16 protein-coding genes are annotated in these 24,186 nt (G+C 40.0%); 15 read left to right on the forward strand and 1 reads right to left on the reverse strand.

Annotated elements, in window-relative coordinates:
- Positions 1–13: 13 nt before the first annotated feature.
- Positions 14–2,047, reverse strand: coding sequence for a M13 family metallopeptidase (locus tag BFL47_RS08865; RefSeq protein ID WP_069659430.1), 2,034 nt, complete (start codon positions 2,045–2,047; stop codon positions 14–16).
- Positions 2,048–2,259: 212 nt separating this feature from the next.
- Between BFL47_RS08865 and BFL47_RS08870 the strand changes: the two genes are divergently transcribed.
- From BFL47_RS08870 to pbpC, 15 genes are all read left to right on the forward strand, one after another.
- Positions 2,260–2,895, forward strand: a complete 636-nt coding sequence (locus BFL47_RS08870; RefSeq protein ID WP_069659431.1) for a DUF4468 domain-containing protein — start codon at positions 2,260–2,262, stop codon at positions 2,893–2,895.
- 186 nt (positions 2,896–3,081) lie between these two features.
- Positions 3,082–3,699 (forward strand): TetR/AcrR family transcriptional regulator, encoded by a 618-nt coding sequence (locus BFL47_RS08875; RefSeq protein WP_069659432.1) that lies wholly within the window; start codon positions 3,082–3,084, stop codon positions 3,697–3,699.
- Positions 3,696–4,961 carry a TolC family protein gene (locus tag BFL47_RS08880; RefSeq protein WP_245681332.1) on the forward strand — a complete coding sequence of 422 codons (1,266 nt, stop codon included), beginning with the start codon at positions 3,696–3,698 and terminating at the stop codon, positions 4,959–4,961. The genes BFL47_RS08875 and BFL47_RS08880 overlap by 4 nt, the downstream gene beginning before the upstream one ends.
- A gap of 2 nt (positions 4,962–4,963) precedes the next feature.
- The gene (locus tag BFL47_RS08885) at positions 4,964–5,902 is read left to right on the forward strand and encodes an HlyD family secretion protein (protein WP_069659433.1); all 939 of its coding nucleotides are present in this window, start codon (positions 4,964–4,966) and stop codon (positions 5,900–5,902) included.
- A 1-nt stretch (position 5,903) separates the two neighbouring features.
- A complete protein-coding gene (locus BFL47_RS08890; RefSeq protein WP_069659434.1) occupies positions 5,904–6,827 on the forward strand; it encodes an ABC transporter ATP-binding protein in 924 nt (307 codons plus the stop codon).
- Positions 6,828–7,034: 207 nt separating this feature from the next.
- Complete coding sequence (locus tag BFL47_RS08895) at positions 7,035–7,781, forward strand: ABC transporter ATP-binding protein (protein WP_069659435.1); 747 nt, start codon at positions 7,035–7,037, stop codon at positions 7,779–7,781.
- Between the two features lies 1 nt (position 7,782).
- On the forward strand, positions 7,783–8,889 hold the full coding sequence (locus BFL47_RS08900) for an ABC transporter permease (protein WP_069659436.1): 1,107 nt from the start codon (positions 7,783–7,785) through the stop codon (positions 8,887–8,889).
- Positions 8,886–9,998: an ABC transporter permease gene (locus tag BFL47_RS08905; RefSeq protein WP_069659437.1), complete on the forward strand. Its 1,113-nt coding sequence runs from the start codon at positions 8,886–8,888 to the stop codon at positions 9,996–9,998. The genes BFL47_RS08900 and BFL47_RS08905 overlap by 4 nt, the downstream gene beginning before the upstream one ends.
- 84 nt (positions 9,999–10,082) lie before the next feature.
- On the forward strand, positions 10,083–10,307 hold the full coding sequence (locus BFL47_RS08910; RefSeq protein WP_069659438.1) for a hypothetical protein: 225 nt from the start codon (positions 10,083–10,085) through the stop codon (positions 10,305–10,307).
- Positions 10,308–10,309: 2 nt separating this feature from the next.
- Positions 10,310–11,566: an MFS transporter gene (locus BFL47_RS08915; RefSeq protein ID WP_069659439.1), complete on the forward strand. Its 1,257-nt coding sequence runs from the start codon at positions 10,310–10,312 to the stop codon at positions 11,564–11,566.
- 74 nt (positions 11,567–11,640) lie between these two features.
- On the forward strand, positions 11,641–12,798 hold the full coding sequence (locus tag BFL47_RS08920; RefSeq protein ID WP_069659440.1) for a zinc-dependent alcohol dehydrogenase: 1,158 nt from the start codon (positions 11,641–11,643) through the stop codon (positions 12,796–12,798).
- A 505-nt stretch (positions 12,799–13,303) separates the two neighbouring features.
- A complete protein-coding gene (locus tag BFL47_RS08925; RefSeq protein WP_069659441.1) occupies positions 13,304–14,092 on the forward strand; it encodes a PhzF family phenazine biosynthesis protein in 789 nt (262 codons plus the stop codon).
- 287 nt (positions 14,093–14,379) lie between these two features.
- On the forward strand, positions 14,380–16,134 hold the full coding sequence (locus BFL47_RS08930; RefSeq protein WP_069659442.1) for a lysophospholipid acyltransferase family protein: 1,755 nt from the start codon (positions 14,380–14,382) through the stop codon (positions 16,132–16,134).
- A gap of 116 nt (positions 16,135–16,250) precedes the next feature.
- Positions 16,251–21,824: an alpha-2-macroglobulin family protein gene (locus BFL47_RS08935; RefSeq protein ID WP_069659443.1), complete on the forward strand. Its 5,574-nt coding sequence runs from the start codon at positions 16,251–16,253 to the stop codon at positions 21,822–21,824.
- Between the two features lie 8 nt (positions 21,825–21,832).
- Positions 21,833–24,181, forward strand: coding sequence for a penicillin-binding protein 1C (gene pbpC, locus BFL47_RS08940; RefSeq protein ID WP_245681333.1), 2,349 nt, complete (start codon positions 21,833–21,835; stop codon positions 24,179–24,181).
- Positions 24,182–24,186 lie beyond the last annotated feature (5 nt).

Raw genomic sequence — 24,186 nt, forward strand, 5'->3', positions numbered from 1 at the left:
TTATTTTTTTATACTACCAGATCTTAATCCGCTTATCTACCGGCAAAAACATTTTTTCACCTTGTTTAACGTTAAACGCTTTATAGAAAGGTGTAAAGTTCATCAGTGGTACATTTACACGATATTGTGCTGGCGAATGCGGATCAGTACTAACCTGCAGACGTAACGCTTTGTCTTCCCTTTTCTCTTTCCATATTCGGGCAAAAGATATAAAGAAACGTTGATCGGGTGTTAATCCATCAATTTTCAACGTATCCTGACCTTGTTTAGTCAGCTTAAAGGCATCATAAGCAATAGCTATTCCGCCGATATCTGCCATATTTTCGCCAGTTGTTAGCGCACCATTGATATGAAGCGTATCAATGACTTGAAAACTATTGTATAAATTAATAACCTGTTTAGACTTAGCTTTAAACCTCACGTTATCTGATACAGCCCACCAGTTTTTTAGATTACCTGTCTTGTCATATTGAGAACCCTGATCATCAAAGCCATGGGTCATTTCGTGACCAATTACCATGCCTATAGCGCCATAATTTATAGCATCATCGGCGCTAAGCTCAAAGAACGGAAATTGTAAGATTCCGGCAGGGAATACAATTTCGTTGATAGTCGGGTTATAGTAGGCATTGATCGTTGGAGGAGTCATACCCCATTCCGTCTTATCAACAGGTTTGCCCACTTTATTAATTTGGTAAGCAAATTCAACTTTATCACAAGCAACAATATTCTCGAAGTACTTGGAACGGTCTATGGAAACTTTACTGTAATCTTTCCATTTTTCAGGGTATCCAATTTTCTTAATAAATGTATGCAGTTTCTCTTTAGCTACCTTCTTTGTGCTATCGGTCATCCAGTCCACACGACTGATACGGCTATCAAAAGCTTTTTGCAAATTATCAATCAGCTCCATCATTCTGCTTTTAGCATCTTCAGAGAAATGCTTTTTCACATAAAGCTGACCTAATAATTCACCCAGATTCTCATCAGCACTTCTGTAAATACGTTCCCAGCGTGGTTTAATTTGTTTTTGACCTGAAAGCACTTTCGTATATTCAAAGTCAGCATCTTCGAAAGGAGTGCTTAATGCACTTGAAGCATTCCGGATAATATGTGCGGCAAGATAGGCTTTCCAGGTATCCAAAGGAGTGCTTTTAAGCAAGTCATTCACTTTAGCGTAATAAGCAGGCTGACCGACATTTACAGAATCTGTTTTAACTCCAATCAAGGCTAAATAAGCACTTAGATTGAATGCAGGCATCTTTTTATCCAGATCGGAAACTGCTGATTTGTTATAATTCTTCTGCGGATCGCGCAATTCTACATTAGTACGATGACTTTCTGCCAGTTGTTTTTCGAAAGCATAAACAGCCTCCGATTTCTTGGTTGCGGTAGTCTGATTGTCACCCGTCAGGACAAACATTTTCGTAATACATTCTTTATATGCTTTTTGGATTGCTTTGGTTTCCGCATCTGTTTTAAAGTAATAATCGCGGTCAGGTAAACCTAAACCAGTTTGATAAAGAGCAAGGATATTAGTGGAGCTATTTTTATCATCAGGACCAACATAAAGACCTGTAAAAATTGCAGATTGCTGTTTCTCCATTTCAGCTTCGAACTGCAAAACCTGTTGTTGAGTCTTAATGGCTTTAATTTTGTCCAAATAAGGCTTAATAGGTGTATAACCAAGTTTTTCAATAGCAGCAGAGTCCATACCTGAAGCATAGAAATCACCTACCTTTTGTTCGAGAGTTCCCTTTTCTGCTTTTGCAGCAGCTGACTCTTCGAGTAAACTTTTAATATTCTCTTTCGTTTTGTTGTACAGTTCATCGAATGTACCTGTACTGGTTTGAGTAGAAGGAATTTTAACTGTTCCGATCCATTTACCGTTTACATACTGAAAGAAATTATCACCCGGATTTATAGAAGAGTCTAAACTCGACGTTTCTATAAATTTTTCAGAACCGCTTTGAGTTCCTTTATTACACGCTGTGAGGCTTACCAGGAGCGTTGCCATGGATACATAAGAAATATTCTTAAATCGCATATTGTATGGAGTAATTTTAAAGACTGATTGGGAAAATTACAAATTTATTTAACAATTAAAAAAAATTGTACGTAGAATGTACCATACATACCTTATAAGCGGTATAAATTACGTTTGTGTATAAAATGATATTCCGTTAGTGTAATAAGAACTGGAGGATACCGTTTTTACCCTATAAAAACTATACACTTATTTTTTTGTTCTTTTAAATCATGAAAAAACTACTTTTTTTTAGCTTAACTTTTTTACTCTTCCATTTCGCACAAGCACAGGATACCGATATCCCCTTTAAGAAGAAGGATTATCCACTGGATGCCAATAAAAAATTATCATATTCGATCATTCAGGAAGTACCAAAAACTTCTAAAGACGAACTTTATTCCAGAGCTTTATCCTGGATTAATGAAGCCTTTAAAGATCAACCTGGAGTAATTAAACTGCAAGATAAGGACAATGGCAAGATTATCATTGAGGGATCTACTGAAGACAGTTATAGCGTTAAAACTTTAGGCGTATTGGTTCCCAAAAAATACTATCAAAATGTAAAAATGGAATTCTCTATTAAAGATGGCAAATACAGGTTGATAATGAGTCCTTTTCAGATAGAAAACATTGCTGCTCGGTTTGGAGGATCTTATATTCCCTCATCCAAACGTCCCATAGAGAGATATTTCGAACAAATACCCGATTCCTATTCTTTTACTGCCCTTACTTCATTAGAGAAAACACAATTGTTTAGTTCTAAAACAATACTAATAAAAGCAGGCAGGTTTGCAGATTCAACACTTTTGTCTATTAAAGGATATATGGCTAAGGCAACGGCACCTGTTAAAAAAGATGAATGGTAGGCTGGTGTAGTTTGCACTGCATATATGAATTAAAGGGAGCTGATCGTAGCAACCAATTTTACATCTTCTGAATAAGCCATATCTACCCCTTCTACATCATCTGAGTGAAGATAACTAATATATTGATTTAAACATTTGATTAAATCAATATATTAGTTACTTTTGTCTCTACAAGATGTGCACAATATGGCAAAGAAGACAAAAGAGGAATTAGATGTTTCTGCAGAGGAGAAAATTAAGGAGGCCGCGAGAAAGGTTTTTACTTTAAAAGGTTACGCCGCAACACGAACCCGTGATATTGCTGAAGCGTCTGGCATTAACCTGGCGCTCCTAAACTATTATTTCAGAAGTAAGGAAAAGCTGTTTCATGTCATCATGATAGAGAAGATCCAAAAGCTTTTCGGCGTTATCATCCCCATCGCAAACGATACTAATTTAGCACTGGAAATAAAAATTGAGCTGATTGTAACCAATTATATTGATTTGCTTTTAGAGCATCCCGATCTACCCCTATTTGTTTTTAGTGAGGTGAGAAATAACACTGAACAGTTTATTCATTCAACAAACGCCGATAACCTATTGCGCAATTCTTCTCTGATTAAACAGATTGAATTAAAGAAGCCGGATATTAATCCTTTACATTTTTTAATGAGCTTATTAGGTATGGTCGTTTTCCCATTCATTGGTAAACCTGTATTTACAGCTGCAGGAATATTAGACGAGGAGATCTTTCAAAAACTAATGAATGAACGTAAGGCATTGATTCCAAAATGGATTAAAAGCATGTTAGAATTAGAGTTATGAAAATAAAATGGATCCTGATCTTGCTGTGCTCGATAAGCATGAAAGATCTACTGGCACAATCTACTGCACCTTTTACCATTGAAGTGTGTTATCAGCTTGCAAAAGAGCATTATCCTTTGATCAAAAAGCAGGAACTCATTCTACAAAAAAGTAAATATTTACTTCAGAACAGTTCAAAAACAAATCTTCCTCAATTAAATGTTAGCGGACAGGCTTCCTATCAATCAGAAACCGTTAGTTTTCCTGCTATGGGTGCAGGCATCTCGTTATCTTCTTTAGACAAAGATCAGTATAAGATTTTAGCGGATGTTTCACAGAACCTTTTTGATGGTGGGAATACCCACCATCAAAAAGCAGCTATACGGGCGAATGAAGCGGTTCAACAGCAAAGTCTGGAAGTCAGCTTACAAGTTATAAAGGATCGCATTAATCAAATTTACTTTTCAATTCTCCTCCTGGATGAACAGCTGAAACAAAATACAATCAGAACAAGTGACCTGAATAGTTCGGCAGCAAAGGTAAGCGCATTGATTAAAAATGGTACTTCTTTTAGAAGTAATCTGGATGAGTTAAAAGCTGAACTGGTTCAGGCTGAGATGACGAATATTGAGATCAAGACGCAGTCGCAGGCTAATTTAGAGATGCTTTCGCTCCTGACGGGTAGCACAATTACGCGCCCCTCGCAATTAATAGTTCCCAAACCACTTAGCAGTCCGGCCACTATCAACAGACCAGAGCTCAAATTATACGACTTACAAAAGAAGGTTTATACGATAGACGAGCAAAAGCTGCATACAGATTACCTTCCAAAGGTGAGTGCCTTTTTTCAGGGAGGATATGGACGGCCAACATTAAATTTCATCAAGAATGAATTCGGCCCCTGGTACATTACTGGTGTAAGATTGAACTGGGCATTTGGTAGCCTCTACACCTTAAAAGACAACAAGAAAATACTGAATTTAAATAAGCTGTCTGTTGAGGCTGAAAGGGAAAGTTTCCTGCAGAACACCACAGTAAATTTAGCCCAGCAAACGAACGAAATACTCAAATTTAAAGCCCTCATTGAGCAGGATAGAAAAGCTATTGAACTTCGTGCATCCATCAAAAAAGCAGCTCAAGCACAACAGGAAAATGGGGTGATTACAATGCGGGATTATATTTCGCAGCTTAATGCGGAAAACATAGCCAGGCAGGCGCTGATACTTCACACTATTCAACTCTTGCAATCTCAATACAATTACATATATACTTCAGGAAATTAATTATGAAACAGCTTTATATATCACTGTGTTGCCTAATACTCATATCATGTTCCAATGAGCACGATTATGTCGCTTCAGGTAATTTTGAATCGGATGAGGTAATAGTCTCCGCTCAACAGAATGGGTTGCTGGAATCTTTTAACATCAAAGAAGGCTCCATGCTGAAGAAAGACAGTTTAGTGGGACAGATTGATGTAACCCTGGTTAAACTTCAAAAAGAGCAAACTGAAGCGACCATCCATTCTTTACAAGAAAAAACAAGCAATCCGGTAGAGCAAGCAAAAGTAGTAAAACGACAACTTCTGGTGCAGCAATCACAGCTGAATCAGCAACAAAGGGAACGACTCCGGACAAAGAACCTCGTAGAAGCTGATGCAGCAACACAAAAGCAACTGGATGACCTGGATGCCGGTATTGATCAGCTTCAAAAACAAATTGGCGTAACACATCAGCAACTTAAATTATATAATTCCAATACTTCTACTCAAAACCGCAGTATTTTGAGTGAAAAAGCGCCATTGGAAGTAGGTGCACGACAATATCAGGAGCAGATTGATAAGGGACAGGTAATAAACCCAATTAACGGAACAGTGCTGACCACGTATATCCTGAAAGGGGAACTTGCTGTAATTGGTAAACCGCTCTACAAAATCGCAAATGTAGACACTTTGTACCTAAAAGCCTATATAACAGGGGATCTACTTTCAGGTATTAAACCAGGACAACAAGTTCAGGTTCGTATTGACCAGGGGGATAAGGGCTATAAAAACTATTCGGGAGTCATATCCTGGATTTCTGACAAATCTGAATTTACCCCTAAAACCATCCAGACCAAAAATGAGCGGGCCAATCTGGTATATGCGCTTAAAGTAAGGGTTAAAAATGACGGTTACCTTAAAATTGGCATGTACGGGGAAGTCATCGCTGCTAAGGATAAATAAAATGAATGCGGTAACACTTCAAAATATTAGCAAAACCTACGATAAAGGGAAGGTACTTGCAGTAGATGATATCTCTTTTGAGGTAAAGGAGGGTGAATTGTTTGGACTTATTGGTCCGGATGGGGCAGGTAAAACTTCTATCTTCCGGATTCTGACCACTTTGTTGTTGGCCGACAAAGGAGAAGCCAGTGTTGCCGGCTTCGATGTAATTAAAGATTATCAATCGATCAGAAACAATGTAGGTTATATGCCTGGCAAGTTTTCGCTATACCAGGATCTTACTGTAGTAGAAAATCTGAGTTTTTTTGCAACTGTATTTGGCACTACAATAGAGGCCAATTACGAGTTGATCAAGGATATTTATGATCAGATCAAACCTTTCAGTAACCGAAGGGCGGGAAAGCTATCAGGAGGTATGAAACAAAAGCTAGCGCTTTGCTGTGCGTTGATCCACAAACCGTTGGTCTTGTTGTTGGATGAACCCACTACTGGCGTCGACGTGGTATCCCGTAAGGAATTCTGGGAGATGCTTAAAACATTAAAAAAAAAGGGCATCACTATTTTGGTATCTACGCCTTATATGGATGAGGCCAATTTATGCGAACGGATTGCTCTTCTTCAAAAAGGTAAAATCATGTCGGTTGATACGCCTGAAAATATCATCAAGGCATTTCCGTATATGCTGTATGGGGCAAAATCTGATCATATATACAAACTGCTTAATGATTTAAGGACTGCTAAACAAGTGGAAAGCTGTTATGCATTTGGCGAATTTCTACATGTTACCTTAAAAGAAAAGCAGGATGATGGTAAGGAAATATTAAGGGTAATTGCGGAGCAAAATGGGCATTCTAATATTTGGATTGAAGAGATTAAACCTGGGATTGAAGACAGTTTTATTTTACTATCTGCGGAACAGGATTAACTTGATAAACTAAAAAAAAGGAAAGTCATTTTTTATAAAAGCAGAGTGATTGAAGAACAGAACTAACCTTTTATACCGAAGGTGAATAAAACCATTTCTGATTAAAATAAGGTTAGTTCGATTCGAGGTTAACATCTTATAATGGACAGATTTAAAATCATTCCTATATAAAATAAAGTCAGCACTAAAAAACGTTTACTCACAACAATGGACGAAGAAAAAGTAATCACATGCAAAGCGCTCAGTAAAAAGTTTGGGGACTTTTATGCCGTCAATGAAATAACTTTTGATGTCAATAAAGGAGAAATCTTCGGCTTCCTTGGTGCAAATGGAGCGGGTAAAACAACGGCTATGCGGATGCTTTGCGGGCTCTCTTTTCCGAGTTCAGGCGAAGCAACTGTAGCCGGTTTTGATGTATATAAACAACAGGAATCTATAAAAAAGAATATCGGGTATATGAGTCAGAAGTTTTCTCTTTATGAGAACCTGAACATACTTGAGAATATTGAATTCTTTGGCGGCGTTTATGGTGTGGAGCGTAAAGAAATTAAAGAGCGGAGTGCCCTACTCATCCAATCATTAGGACTTGAAAAAGAAGCAAAAAAAATGGTAGGCGAACTCCCTTTAGGTTGGAAGCAAAAATTAGCTTTTTCGGTAGCTATATTCCACCGTCCAAAGATTGTATTTCTGGATGAACCCACCGGAGGAGTTGATCCCGTTACCAGAAGACAGTTTTGGGATATGATTTATGAAGCTGCCGCAACAGGCATCACCATATTCGTCACCACCCATTACATGGATGAAGCGGAGTATTGCAACCGAATCTCAATTATGGTTGATGGAAAAGTGGAAGCACTCGATTCTCCGGCGAACTTGAAGTCTCAATTCTCCGTCCATTCTATGGATGACGTTTTTTACCAGTTGGCCCGTGGAGCGAGCCGATCAGCAGATTAATATGAAACAGCTACTAGCATTCACAAAAAAGGAGTTTTACCAGGTTATCCGTGACAAGCGTACCCTGCTAATCATGTTCGGATTGCCAATTGTGCAGATCATCCTATTTGGATTTGCGTTGACTAGTGAAGTAAAAAACGTGCACCTCATCATTTCCGATAACTCCAAAGATGTCAATACCCTACAAATCATCAATAAAATCAAAGCATCACCTTACTTCAGCGTAGATGAATCTGTTATGGGATATGCGGATATTGAGGAGGCATTTAAAAAAGGAACAGTAAAAAGCGCCTTAATTTTTCCTTCCGATTTCGGGAAGGATCTTGTGCATTCAGGAAAAGCCCAGGTACAGATTATTGCTGACGGCTCTGATCCTAATACAGCTAAAACTATTGTCAATTATCTGACTGCCATTATCAATGATTATCAGGCACAGCTATCCCCTGCCGCAGGCTTAACCTACAAAATAATCCCAGAAACAAGAATGCTTTACAATGAAGAAGGGAATGGATCATTAAACTTTATTCCAGGGGTTATGGCACTCATCCTGATGATTGTGTGCACGGCACTCACCTCTGTTTCAGTCGTTAAAGAAAAAGAACTGGGAACGATGGAAATCTTACTGGTATCTCCCTTTAAACCTTTTATGGTACTCATCTCCAAAGCTATACCTTACCTGGTTCTCTCCATAGCTAACTTTACTGTTATTATACTGCTTTCTGTATATGCTTTGGATGTGGAAATAAAAGGCAGCATCCTCTTGCTATTCATGGAAAGCGCCCTTTTTATTATTACTTGCCTTTCACTCGGCTTGTTGATTTCCAATGTGACGGCGTCACAACAAACAGCCCTACTGATTTCTATGATGGGATTGCAGATACCCACACTGATTTTTACAGGATTTATGTTTCCTCTGGAAAACATGCCCTGGATCTTTCAGGCTATTTCAAAAATAATCCCTGCACACTGGTATTATTTGATTGTCAAGTCCGTAATGCTAAAAGGTCTGGGTTTTGAAGGTGTCTGGAAAGAAACCCTTATTTTGATAGGAATGACCACTGTGTTGCTTAGTGTGGCACTAAAGAACTTTAAAATCAGGCTATCATGAAGATCCTAGGCTTTATATTGCAAAAAGAATTCAGACAAGTTTCCAGGGATAAAACCATCCTGATCATGATGTTCTTGATGCCCACCATACAGTTAATCGTATTTCCTATTGCCATGAATTTTGATGTCAAAAGTGTCAACATCTCAATTATCGATCATGACAACAGTACTTACTCTCAAAAGCTGATTAGCAAAATTGGGTCTTCCGGATTTTTCAAGATTATCAGTATGGAAACTTCTTATCCAAACGCTTTACAGAAAATCGAACAGGATAAAGCAGATATTGTAATGGAAATTCCCTCCGGATTTGAGCGTAACTTAGTCAGAGAAGGAATGCAAAAAATAGGAATTTCTGTTGATGCTATAAACGGTGCCAAGGCTTCTATTGGCGGAAGTTATCTGACTGCTGTACTGAAGGATTTCAATGCGAACCTCGAAATAAACACTGAGAATCCTGCTAAGCAACAGGGCATGATTGACGTTACCTTCCGAAATTGGTATAATATCCGGGCGGAGTATAAATACAATATTGTTCCGGCTATCCTCGTGATCCTTTTAACGATGATCGGCGGATTCCTGGCAGCACTCAACATTGTAAAGGAAAAAGAAATGGGTACCATCGAACAGATTAATGTTACCCCGATAAAAAAATGGGAGTTTATTCTAGGTAAACTGATCCCCTTCTGGATTATTGGTATGATCATTTTCACAATTGGTTTATTCGTCTGTTGGATCGTATATGGCATTATCTCCCAGGGAAGTATTCCGCTCCTCTATTTATTTGCCTCTGTTTATCTGATTGCGTTGCTGGGTTTCGGTTTATTAATTTCCACTTATTGCGACAGTCAGGTTCAAGCAATGTTTGTTGCTTTCTTCTTTATGATGATTTTCATGTTGATGGGTGGACTGTTTACATCCGTAGAAAGCATGCCCTCATGGGCAAGAGGAATATCTAATATGCTGCCTGTAACCCATTTCATTAAGGTCGTTAGGATGATCATGTTAAAGGGCAGTAACTTTGGTGATGTACAAACCGAGTTTTTGTATTTAATCGTCTTTGGCATCATACTGAACGGCTGGGCTATATGGAATTACCGCAAAACTTCTTAATAAATTAACAAAGCTTTTGTAACATATTGGTTATCAAATAATCAAATATACTATTTCAACTAATTAAGCACCAATCTATGACTTATGGAAAATTTCAATCACATCCTGGTCTTCAAAACAAATATTAAAACTCCAGAAGACAGAGAAACGTTAAAACCATTGTTTGAAAAACATGAAAGTATAAAACAATGGAATGTGGACCTATATGACGAAGATTATGTATTGAGAATTATATCATACACCCTTAATCATCAGTACATTATCAAACTACTTCATGTTCATGGATACGACTGTGAGGAACTTATTTAACTATGATCAAAGAAGATACCCTACCTTTTACAGGATACCAGAAATTTGCAATTTTCATTCTTGCCCTCACTCAATTTACAGTCATTCTCGACTTTATGGTCATGTCGCCATTGGGTGACATGTTGATGAAATCATTGAGTTTACAACCATCCTCCTTTGGACTGGCGGTATCGGCCTATGCTTTTAGTGCAGGTATTTCAGGATTGCTTACTGCTGGATTCGCAGATCGTTTTGACCGGAAAAAGTTATTGGTATTTTTCTATATAGGATTTATAATTGGGACTATATTCTGCGGATTAGCCCATTCTTACGTCGCATTAATCGTTGCAAGGATCATCACAGGATTATTTGGCGGAGTGATCGGCTCCATTTCAATGGCCATCATCACCGATCTGTTTGTTTTGCAACAGCGGGGACGAGTAATGGGCTTTATTCAAATGGGTTTTGGAGCCAGTCAAGTATTGGGCATCCCTATTAGCTTATATATTGCCAATTATTGGGGTTGGGAAGCTCCCTTTTTAATGGTAGCCGCTATTGCCATAATGACCGTAGTTTGCATCATGATAAAACTAAGACCAGTTACCAAACATCTTGCTGCTCAGCACGACAAATCCGCTTTTCTGCACCTATGGCATACACTAGCCAAAAAAGACTATCGGATAGGCTTTTCAGCTACGGCATTATTGTCCATTGGAGGGTTTATGATGATGCCTTTTAGCAGTGCCTTTGCAATCAATAATTTAAAGGTTTCTATGGATCAGCTGCCGATCTTATTTATGGTAGCCGGAGTAAGTTCACTAATTATTATGCCTATTGTTGGTAAGCTAAGCGACAGTTTAGACAAGTTTAAAATTTTTGCCTTTGCTTCAGTTTGGATGATGATTATGTGTGTGCTGTATACCAATCTGGGGGTAACCTCTTTCTGGGTCGTCATCATCTTTAATATCCTGATGATGATGGGCATTATGAGCAGGATGGTCCCTTCATCCGCTTTAACAAGTGCTGTTCCCGAAACATACGATCGTGGTTCTTTTATGAGCATTAACTCCTCTTTACAACAAATTGCTGGTGGTGTTGCCGCTGCAATTGCAGGAATGATTGTAGTTCAAAAAGATAAAGCAAGTCCGCTTGAACATTATGATACCGTAGGTTATGTCATTGTTGTCATCTCTATTCTCAGCATCATTCTGATGTACCGGGTAAGTGAACTCATCAAAAAGAATACAAAAATACGTGCTGTGACCAGCAATGTTATTTGAAGATCTTTAAAACTTATTAAAGTGTGGTAGTGTTATTCCCAGCATCTACTATACTATTAATAAACATACTATCTATGAAAGCAGCAGTATTTCACAAACCAGGTGATATCAGTTATGATACCGTGGAAGACCCACGTATCGAACAAGGAGGGGACGTAATTTTACGGGTTACCTCAACCGCTATTTGCGGATCAGACCTTCACATCTTTAGTGGTGCAGTACCCCAACCTACGGATATGATCATAGGGCATGAGTTCATGGGAATTGTTGAAGAAGTTGGCCCTTCAGTTAAGAATTTGAAACGTGGCGACCGGGTGATTGTTCCCTTCCCCATTGCATGCGGACACTGTTTCTTTTGTAGTCATGGCGCTTCTCCACATTGCGAAAACTCCAACTACGAACATTATGGGCCCAATGGCGACGTGGCGGATCAAAAAGGCGCAGCATTATTCGGCTATACAGACCTTTACGGTGGATATTCAGGCGGACAAGCTGAATACGTTAGAGTCCCTTATGCTGATATTAGTCCAAGAATTATTCCGGACAATATTACCGATGAGCAAGCTTTGTTTTTAACTGATATTTTCCCTACAGGCTGGTCTGCAATTGATTGGGCACAGCTCAAAGGCGGAGAAGTGGTTGCTATTTTTGGCTCTGGTCCGGTTGGCCTTATGGCACAAAAAGCAGCATGGATCAATGGCGCCAGCAGGGTAATTGCGATAGATCCATTGGATTACCGTTTGGAAAAGGCAAAAGAAGTGAATAAAGTTGACACGATAAATCCAAATAAAGTAGACGTTGTTGAAGCCATCAGAGCGATGACCGGAGGCAGAGGAGCTGACGTTTGTGTGGATGCTGTCGGGTTTGAACCTGAACGCTCCTTTATGGATAAGGTTAAAGCAACAGTTAATTTTGAAAAAGGAAGTATCAAAGTTATAGACCTTTGCTTTAAAGCCGTCAGAAGAAGTGGTACGGTTTCTATAGTTGGAGTTTACGGAAGTCCTTTCGATAATTTCCCTGTTCATCGGATGTTTGATAAAGGCTTGACTATCAAGCAGGGGCAAGCACCAGTACTGAACTACATAGACCACCTGATCGATTTAGTTAAAGAGGAAAAGGTTGTTCTGGATGATATTATTACACACAGCCTTCCATTAAGTGATGTAGCGCATGCGTATAAGATCTTTGATGAAAAGGAAGACGATTGCGTAAAAGTTGTCTTGAAACCATAGCCCTATTCCGCAATATGAATAAACAGCAAAAACCAGTAGATAAGTAATTGTAGAGTTTTTCTGCATACCGTATTTAAAAGCAAAAAGCATCCTAGAGAAGTAACTCATTCTTTCAGGATGTTTTGCTTTTAAATTTTCTTAAATCGCATCTTTATGCATGGGGATCAAAGGACATAACGCACACTCCTCCCAGTTACTAACGGTTTGTCTCGAATTACACTTGTTAAAGACAATTCCATTAACGAATAATTCCTTAGAGTGAATTTACAAACTATATCTAAACAGTTACGCGTTTGCTTAGACAAATTAAACTGTATATTCCTTTTCTGAATCCCATATTGCAGAACCGTATAATTTTATTTATAATTGAACTACATTGTTAATATCGTACAACAGGATAACATTCTAATTTTTAAAATCGAGAGTATTAACCCTATTGTTTCATTTATTTCAGATTCAAACGACTGGTTATAGATACTGAAAATTTAAATAAATAAATAAGCCCTTGAAAAATATTAAGTTTTACCAGGTTGATGCATTTACGAATCAGCCATTCAAAGGAAATCCAGCAGCAATTTGCATACTTGAAGAAGAATTAAGTACAGCAACGATGCTCCAGATTGCAGCGGAAAACAACCTTGCTGAAACAGCTTTTGTTCAAAAGAGTGCAGATGGATTCAACCTGCGTTGGTTTACCCCTACTGTCGAGGTACACTTATGCGGACACGCTACTTTAGCCACTTCTCATATTCTTTGGCAGGAAGGAATTCTTCAAACAAACGAAACTGCACGTTATCATACACTAAGTGGTTTACTTATAGCAAAAAAGAAAGGTGAGTGGATTGAAATTGATCTTCCTGCTCAAGAAAACAGACCAGTTGAGGTACCTGAAGAAGTATTAGCGGCATTGCATGTTCAACCCATTCGTACCGCTTATTCTGACCGCTACATCATCGAATTACAGACTCCTGAAGAAGTTGTAAACGCTAAACCAGACTTCAATGTATTGAGGCACCATGAAATGGTAATCATTACTAGCAAAGGTGGGCCATCCATTCCCTATGACTTCGTATCAAGAACATTTGGCCCTTCGGTTGGCGTAGATGAAGACCCCGTAACAGGATCTTCCCATTGCAGTTTAGCGCCTTACTATGCGCAACAACTGAATAAGACTGAATTCTTTGCTTATCAGGCATCAGAAAGAGGTGGGGAAATGAAACTAGAACTTAAGGGCGACCGGGTTCTGCTGTCAGGACATGCAGTAACCTTGATATCAGGAACGTTGATGATTTAAAACAGCAAGTTAGGTATAGAATTATCTTCGTCTACTGCTTTACAAAGCAATCCAACGAGTAGATGTATCTTCATCTGACTATTGAAGAAAAATCCACAATGTAAAATTAGGTATCTCTTATGCATCCCATGCCATTCAGCCGATATTGCCAAGAACGCAGCTAAGAATCCATGGTCAATCTATACCCTTATTCTCCAAGATTAAGGAATTTTTGAACTCATCATTGTTAACATAGAAATCATTTTAAACTCTTAATAAAGATATCTCTCTGTACTAACTTGCCAGATATGGCAGTAGTATCTAAGGAAGATTTTTCAAAGACAGCAGGAATAAGCAAGATACCGATGCCTGGACTCGATTTATTACTGATGAAGATCATGAAGATCAACGATCTAAATGAAATAATAGAACAAGCTGAATCATTGCAAGGACCTGAGTTTGCTGCACATTTACTTCACATTCTCGGAATAACACTTGAGGTTGATGAAGCTGACCTGGCTAACATTCCCCAAGATGGAGCCTTCATAGCTATCGCAAACCATCCTTATGGAGCCATTGAGGCACTTGCATTACTTCAAATATTGGTCACCCAACGTCCCGAAACTAAGTTTATGGGAAACTTCCTGCTCAAAAAAATTCCAAATCTTGCGGATTATATTATACCTGTGAATCCATTTGAAAAAATTAAAGACAAATCAAGTATCACTGGTCTGAAAAGCACCCTTCAATTATTGAGGCATGGAACACCTGTAGCGATATTTCCAGCAGGTGAAGTTTCGGGTTATGCACCCGGAAAACAGCAGATTATCGATCGTAAGTGGCATCCCGTTGTAGGGAAAATTATAAGCAAGGCAAATGTACCAGTGCTTCCTGTTTATTTTCATGGCAATAATGGTATCCTGTTCAGTCTGCTTAAATATATCCATCCAATGCTTCAAACGGCAAAACTCCCTTCTGAACTATTTAATAAAAAGGGGCATGTCCTGCGCATTAGAATTGGAAAACCTGTTACCCTGGACCAAATCCCTGGCCGGGATAATAACACAGAACTTTTAAACTACCTAAGAGTTAAAACGTATGCTTTAGGGGCCGGACTGGCTAATGAAAGAAAGATTTTAAACCCGGGAAATATTTTCAAGATTAGAACTAAATCTCAACCAATCGTAGAGCAAATCGCTTCCGGCGTACTCGAAAAGGAAGTGGCTAATCTGAACCATTTACTAATTTGCAAAGAGAAAAACTATGCCGTTTACATGGCTTCTTCTGCAGAGATTCCGAACCTCCTGAAAGAAATTGGTCGCCTTAGGGAAACCACCTTCAGGGAAGTTGGCGAAGGAAGTAATAAACCGATTGACCTTGACAAATTTGATATATACTATTACCACCTCTTCATTTGGGATCATGTAAACAAACAGCTTGTAGGTGCCTATCGCATTGGAAAAGGCGACGAAATCTTCTATAGCATGGGGAAAAAGGGATTTTATACTGCTGAACTGTTTAAAATCAAAAAAGAGTTCTTCCCTATTCTTAAAGAAAGTCTGGAGCTTGGCAGATCATGGATCAGAAGGGAATACCAGCAAAAACCTCTGCCTCTGTATTTGCTCTGGAAAGGAATACTAAAATATTTGCAAACGGATACCAGGTACAAGTACCTTATCGGGCCAGTTAGCATCAGTAACAGATACTCGCGATTCTCCAAGTCACTCATGGTAGAGTATATCAAAAAACATCACTTTGATCATGAACTGGCAAAATACGTCAAACCCAATAATCATTTCCAGGTTAATTTTTCCAAATTAAACCAAAACTTGCTTTTGGATAACTGCGATTCATTGAAAGACTTGAACAGCCTTATTTCTGAACTCGAAACCAGTCACATCAAGATTCCAGTGCTATTGAGGCAATATCTCGCACTTCAAGCAAATTTTATTGGTTTTAATATCGACCCTAAGTTCTCCGATTGCCTTGATGGCTTCCTAATTTTAAATGTAACAGAAGTTCCACAAGAAAAGATTGATAAGCTAACGCTGACTTTCAAATAGAAATCCACTGACTATCTTACCCCATCTAACGCTATATATTGCAATAAAAAATAGATTATATATAGCTTGAAAAACAATCCGTTTGATTAATTTTCCTAAATATTAACCACACGTAGATGGCAAATACATTTTATTCCAAAAAGAATATAATTACGATTATAATTGCATTGGGCCTAATTATTCTGGCATTTGCAACTTATCTTTTCTTAAAACCCCATCCCTCTAATGAAAACAATCCGGAGTTTGCTGCATATATTGAATCTTATACCTCGGGAGTCATCTCAAAAAGTGATAAAATAAAGATCCATCTAACAGGTCAAGTAAGCACGCTGCATCGTATCAATGAACCCTTAGATGACGGCATTCTTGATTTCAATCCGGCTATAAAAGGTAAAGCCTATTGGCTTGATGAAAGCACTATCGAATTCAAACCCGACGAACAGCTTAAACCGGGCGAAACGTATCAGGCCTCCTTTCATTTAGGAAAACTTACAGAAGTAAAAGAGCCGCTTGAAACCTTTATTTTCAGCTTTGAAATCACTAAACCCTCATTTAAAATTGAATTGGACGGGCTTAAATCCATAAACAGCTCCTCTCTTGAATATTTAAAATGTACAGGAACAATTCTCACATCAGATCAGGAAGAAACGATAGCTATAGAAAAATTACTTCTTGCCACCTACGCAGGTAATAGTAAGCGCATCAAATGGGAGCATCACCCGGAAATGCATACCTCCAGGTTTACTATCGACAGCATCGGGATGGGACAAGCTAGTCAGGCCTTAAAATTAACTTGGAATGGCGATCCCATCCATTCAAATATTAAGGGTGATAAAGAACTGGAAGTTCCAGCAAAAGGTGTTTTCAAGGTATTAGATCTCAAATCAGTACAAAAAGATGAACAATACGTTTTAATACAACTGTCCAACCCGGTTATGATTGGCCAGGATTTAAATGGGCTAATTACGATCAGCAACATCACCGATCCGCAATTTACCATTGAAGGAAGTGAAATCAAGGTGTATTCCCCAGACAGATTGAATGGAAATTATACCGTTTCCATCAATGCAGGCATTCAAAACATAGCCAGTCAGAAGTTAAAAACCACCCTCAAAGGCAATGTCAATTTCGAGAATATTGAACCTGCCGTAACCATTCCCGGAAAGGGAATGATTATTCCCGACTCCGGTAAACTCAGTTATCCTTTTGAAGCAATCAACCTGAAGGCAGTCGATGTAACCATCATTAAGATCTATGAAAACAACATCCCACAGTTTCTGCAGGTCAATAATGCGACAGATGGAAGTCAGGATTTAAGACGTGTAGGTAAACCACTCGTACAAAAAACAATTCGTCTGGATGAAGACAAAACCCTGAACCTAAAAAAGAAAAATCGTTTCGCTCTCGATATCGACAAGCTGATTAAAACCGAACCAGGAGCAATTTACCGGATTACAATAGGCTTCAGAAAATCATATTCCCTCTTCACATGTACCGATCAAACAGAGGAGGAAAACCCAGCCGACAGCTATGATTACGGTGAAAAGATTGACGAGGACGATGAATTCTGGCAACGCTATAACGACTATTATCCTTTCGGATATAATTGGGATGAGAAAGATGACCCTTGTTCAAATTCTTATTTCAACCAGAACAGGTGGGTATCCCGAAACGTCATAGCCTCCAACATCGGCATTATAACCAAGAGAGGCAGTGACAATACCGTCACCGTTTTCAGTACGGATATTCTGACCACTGAACCGATGCAAGGCGTAGAAATCAAACTTCTTGATTACCAAAACCAGCTCATTCAAACAGCAACCACGAATAACGATGGAATTGCCGTGTTCCAGCTAAAAAGAAAACCCTTTCTGCTGTTGGCTAAAAAAGATAAACAACGCGGATACTTAAAATTGGATGATGGCTCTTCGCTCCCATTAAGCCGCTTTAATGTAAGCGGCGATATCATTCAAAATGGTATAAAAGGATTCATTTATGGTGAAAGAGGCGTTTGGAGACCCGGTGATTCTATTTATCTCAGTTTCATTCTCGAAGACAAAGACAAGAAACTACCTGAGGGGCTGCCCATCATCTTCGAATTGTATACACCCCAGGGTCAGTTAAACAAAAAGTTGATACAAACCAAGGGAACCCTTGATTTCTACACCTTTAAAGTAAACACCAACACCGGAGCCCCTACCGGCAACTGGCTGGCAAAGGTAAAAGTAGGTGGATCAACTTTTACTAAGGCGGTAAAGATTGAAACCATCATGCCTAACCGCTTAAAAATCGATCTTAATTTTGCATCCACCAGCACCTTGGTTAAAGGTCGGGACAATCCCGGTAAGCTAACTGTCAATTGGCTCTTTGGATCGATAGCCAGAAATCTGAAAGCAAAAGTAGACGTGACGCTAAGTCCCGCTAAAACCACTTTTAAAGGCTTTAAACCCTATACCTTCGATGACCCTACCAACGCTTTTGAATCAGAAAGCACCACCATCTTTGATGGCAAACTCAACGATAATGGCGTTGCAGTTGTAAAGGCCAACCTAAGCTCCACAGAAAGTGCGCCAGGGGTATTACGTGCTAATTTTATCACCAAAGTGTTTGAACCCGGGGGTAATTTCAGTATTGACAACTTCGAAATGCCCTATCATATTTACAATTCCTACACTGGAATCCGGGCACCTCAAGGGGCACAGTTAAGCGACATGCTGCTTACTGACCACAATCATCCGATCGACATCATCAATGTGAATACTGAAGGTAAAGTCCTAAATGGAACCCAACAAGTAGAAATCCAGTTGTATAAAATTCAATGGCGCTGGTGGTGGGATGAAGGGGAAGAAAACCTGAGTAATTTCAGTCAGAACAAGGTAAACCAGCTCCTGAAAAAAGAAATTATTACCCTTAAAAATGGCAAAGGAAAATGGAACTTCCGGATCAACTACCCGGAATGGGGCCGCTATCTGATCCGCGTTAAAGATCTTAAAAGCGGACATACATCAGGACAAACCCTTTATGTAGACTGGCCCGGTTGGGCCCAAAGGGAGCAGCAGAACAACCCTACCGAAGCCTCCATGCTTTCCTTTACCGCAAACAAAGAAACTTTCAAAGTAGGCGAAAATGTAGAGTTAACTATCCCAAGCAGTAAAGGCGGCAGAGGATTAATAAGTGTAGAAAGTGGCAGTAAAGTATTGAAAACCTGGTGGATCGAGACCCAGAAAGGCCAAACTAAATTCTCTTTTAAAGTAGAAAAGAATATGGCGCCCAATGTGTTTCTGAACGTCACCTTATTGCAGCCACACTCCCAAACCATAAATGACCTTCCTATCCGGATGTATGGCGTGATCCCTATCCTGGTGGAAGATCCTAAAACCATCCTGAAGCCCGTAATCAGTTCGGCAGCAGTCATACGGCCGGAAACAAACAGCAGTTTAACGGTATCCGAGCAGACTGGAAGACCGATGACCTATACGATTGCTATTGTTGACGAAGGTCTCCTGGCACTCACCAAGTTCAATACACCTAACCCCCATACGAGCTTTTATGCAAGGGAAGCATTAGGTGTAAAAACATGGGATCTCTTTGATAATGTGATAGGTGCCTGGGGAGGCGACCTGGTACGAATTTTAAGTATCGGAGGAGATGCCAGCATCAACCGGAATGTTAATCCCGCAAAAGCCAATCGGTTTAAACCAGTTGTCAAATTTATGGGTCCCTTCTATTTAAAAGCAGGCGAAAAAACAACCCATCGCTTTAAGCTCCCTCAATATATCGGCGCGGTAAGAGCCATGGTCGTTGCCGGAAAAGATGGTGCCTATGGCTTCGCTGAAAAGCAGATCCAAGTGAAAAAACCATTGATGATCTTAGCCACGCTGCCTCGGGTAGCCGGACCGGGTGAAACCTTCAAATTACCCATCACGGTATTCGCCATGGAGAAACAAATTAAAAATGTAAAACTTGAAATTAAAACCAGCAATCTATTAAGCACTAGCTCCAGCAGCCAGGTAATTAGCTTTACCGCCCTGGGAGAAAAGATGGCTTATGCTACGCTCGCAGTGAAACAAGCTACAGGTATTGCTAAAATAAAAATTATCGCTACCAGTGGAAATGAAAAAGCGGAGTATGACGTCGAAATGGATATCAGAAACCCTAACCCTTATCTGACAGTAGTCACAGGAACCCAACTGGAGCCTAAAAAATCCTACTCTCAGACCTTTAGCCCGATTGGTATTGCAGGCTCAACAAGTGGCATGCTTGAAGTTTCTACTATTCCGGCGATGAATCTAAGCAAAAGGTTAAATTACCTGATTCAGTACCCGCATGGTTGTGTCGAACAAGTGGTATCAGGTATATTCCCTCAATTGGTGTTGAACCAGCTCACCGATGTATCGATGCAACAAAAGGCTGCTATAGAAAGAAACATAAAAAACGTATTGAACAGATTACAATCCTTCCAAACGCAGGATGGTGGTATGGCTTACTGGCCAGGAAACCAGGATGCCGATGAATGGGGTACCAATTACACAGGCCACTTCCTGTTGGAAGCGCAACGTAAAGGATATAGTCTGCCTGCCGGTCTATGGGATTCATGGAAACGCTATCAAAAGAACAAAGCCAATGCCTATGCTCCTTCCAGCAGTAACTTCTATGGTGGCGACCTGATTCAAGCCTATCGCTTGTATCTCCTTGCTTTTGCTAAGAGTCCGGAAGTCGGAGCAATGAACCGTCTTCGTGAATTCAGTTATTTATCTGATGCCGCCAAATGGCGATTAGCAGCAGCATATAAACTTATTGGTCAGACCGATATCGCTCTTTCATTAATCAAAAACTTAAGCACTGACATTAAGCCCTATCAGCAGATGAGTTACACATATGGCTCTGACCTAAGAGACGAAGCCATGATTTTAGAAACACTTACCGAACTTGGAAAAAGAAAGCAAGCGGCAGTATTAGTCAATAGAATAGCCAATATGCTGTCTAAAGATCAATGGTACAGCACTCAAACCACTGCTTACTCTTTAATTGCCATCTCAAAATATTGCGGTATAAACAAGGACGGCACAAAAATGAACTTCAGCTACAGTATCAATGGAACTAAACAAAGCATCACATCCAACTCCTATTTAAAACGCTTCCCATTGAGCTATAAATCCGGCAAGTCAGCCCTACAGCTCATCAATAATGGCAGCAACGTTTTGTACCTAAAGGTTACGCAGGAAGGGCAGGCAGCACAAGGACAGAACCCACCTCTTGTAAACCATCCTGAACTATTGGACATGAGCATTGTCTATAAAACACAAAACGGCAAAGCAATTAACCCTGTCAGTATCAAACAAGGCACTGATTTTATCGCCGAAGTCACTATAAACAACCCAGGTAAAAGAGGCTATTACGAACAAATGGCCCTCACTCAGATCTTCCCTTCTGGTTGGGAAATTATCAATACCCGTTTAAGTGATCAATCCGGCAATAACAGTGGTTCAAATTACAGTTACAGAGATATCCGTGACGACCGGGTGCTCACCTACTTCAACATCAAACCACGCGAAACGCTGATATATCAGGTGTTATTAAACGCTTCCTATTTAGGCAGGTTCTATCTACCAGCAGTAAATTGTGCAGCCATGTATGACAACGAAATTCAAGCAACTAAAACAGGCTTCTGGCTGGAGGTGGTTAAATGAAGGTTGTCTTGTTCACTAGTATCATCGCGATCCTGTTGCTGTTATTCTGGTTTTCGCTGCCTTCTCCTCTGTTCAAAACACCAACCTCCTATGTTATAGAAGATGATCAGGGTGAACTGTTGAACGCCTCTATCGCCAGGGACGGACAATGGCGTTTCCCAACCACAGACACAATCCCCGAAAAATTTATAAAATGTATTACCACTTATGAGGATAAACGCTTTTATTACCATCCTGGATTTGATCCTTTAGCGATGCTCCGCGCGTTAAAACTAAATCTCAGCAATAAAAGAACAGTAAGTGGGGCCAGCACGATTACGATGCAAGTAATCAGGCTGAGCAGAAATAAAAATAGAACTCTATGGCAAAAAATCGTAGAAATTGTATTGGCCTTTCGGATGGAGCTTTCCTATTCAAAAAATGAAATACTAGCTTTATATGCAGGAAACGCACCCTTTGGAGGGAATGTAGTAGGTCTCGATGCCGCCTCGTGGCGCTATTTCGGAAGAGATGCTGCTCAACTCTCCTGGGCCGAAACCGCTATGCTTGCCGTATTGCCTAATTCCCCAGCCTTGGTGCATCCGGGAAAAAACAGAACACTACTTTTAAAGAAAAGAAATGCACTTTTAACTCAGCTCCTGCAAAATCAGGTGATAGATAAAAATACCGCTCAACTGGCCATGTTAGAGCCTGTGTCTCAACAACCTCTGCCCTTACCCCAAGACGCACCGCATTTGTTAAATAGATTTAAGTCTGATTTCCCTACGCTTAAATTAAAAAGCACACGGTTGAGAACTACCGTCCAGTCTGCCCTCCAAAAGAATGTAACCGCGCTCCTCAAGCGTCACCATCAACAATTTAAGGCAAATGGCATCAATAATGCTGCCGCACTGATTCTCGATGTAGAAACAGGTAACACCCTTGCATATGTCGGTAACGTATATGATCCCGGCGATGCAGAAATGGAAAGTTACGTGGACGTCATTAATGCTTTAAGAAGTCCGGGAAGCACTTTAAAGCCCCTTTTATACGCCAGTATGTTGCATGATGGTCTGCTTCTCCCCAATAGTCTGGTGCCTGATATCCCTGTTCAGATTGGCGGGTACACTCCTCAGAACTACGATCTTGGGTACGACGGCGCCATACCTGCATCGCGGGCACTAAGTCGTTCGCTCAACATCCCGGCAGTAAAAATGCTGCAGCAATATAAATACGAACGTTTTCATCAGCTCCTCAAAAAGGCTGGCATTCAATCATTAAATAAGCCTGCTGACTACTATGGTTTATCGATGATTCTTGGAGGTTGCGAGGTCTCCATGTGGGAACTTTCGGGTGCGTATGCCAGTATGGCCCGCACGCTGAATCATTATTCCCGGTATAAGGAAAAGTACAATGCATCTGATTACCATCCACCCCTGTATATGAACGCATCTAAGCCCCTTGAAGAGAGTCTTTCCACCTCTACTGTTATGGACTATGGGTCGTTATTCTACACCTTTCAAGCCATGCAGGAAGTAATGCGACCTGGCGAAGAATTACTTTGGGAACAATTTAATTCCTCAAAAAAAATCGCATGGAAAACAGGTACCAGTTTTGGTTTCCGGGATGGATGGGCCATTGGCGTGACCCCCTATTACGTAGTTTGTGTGTGGGTAGGTAATGCCGATGGCGAAGGCAGACCTGAATTAACAGGCATCCAAACCGCTGCGCCGATCTTGTTTGATATCTTCGATCTCTTACCTAAAAACAACGAGTTTACAGTTCCTTACCAAGATTTGATTCAAGTAACCGTATGCCGGCAAAGTGGCTTCAGGGCTGGTGAGTTTTGCAGTAACACCCAAACAACCTATATGCCAGCGGCTTCAATGAAATCGCCCCTTTGCTCCTATCATCAACTGATTCATTTAGACCGATCAGGAAAATACAGGGTGAGTTCTGCCTGCGAATCTCCTGAAAACATGCAGCATGTCAACTGGTTTGTGTTACCCCCAGCTATGGAATATTATTACAAGATCAGGCATCGCGACTACCAGACACTCCCTCCATTCAGTCCGGCTTGCTTAAATGAGCAGGAAAACTACCGCCCGATGGAACTTATTTATCCCAAAAACAATGCGAAGATTTATATTCCTCTGGAAATAGATGGCGTCAGGGGTAAGGTAATTTTTAATGCCGCACATCGAAATCCGGATAGCAAAATCTACTGGTCTGTGGATCGCGAATTCATCACAACGACGACTGATTTCCATCAAATTGCCATCACTCCCTCCAATGGCCTCCATGTAATTACCTTAGTTGATGACCAGGGAAATACCCTCCAGCAAAGGTTTGAGGTATTGGATAAAGAGAAAAAATAATCAAA

Source organism: Arcticibacter eurypsychrophilus (genome assembly GCF_001730525.1).
GTDB classification, from domain to species: Bacteria; Bacteroidota; Bacteroidia; order Sphingobacteriales; family Sphingobacteriaceae; genus Arcticibacter; species Arcticibacter eurypsychrophilus.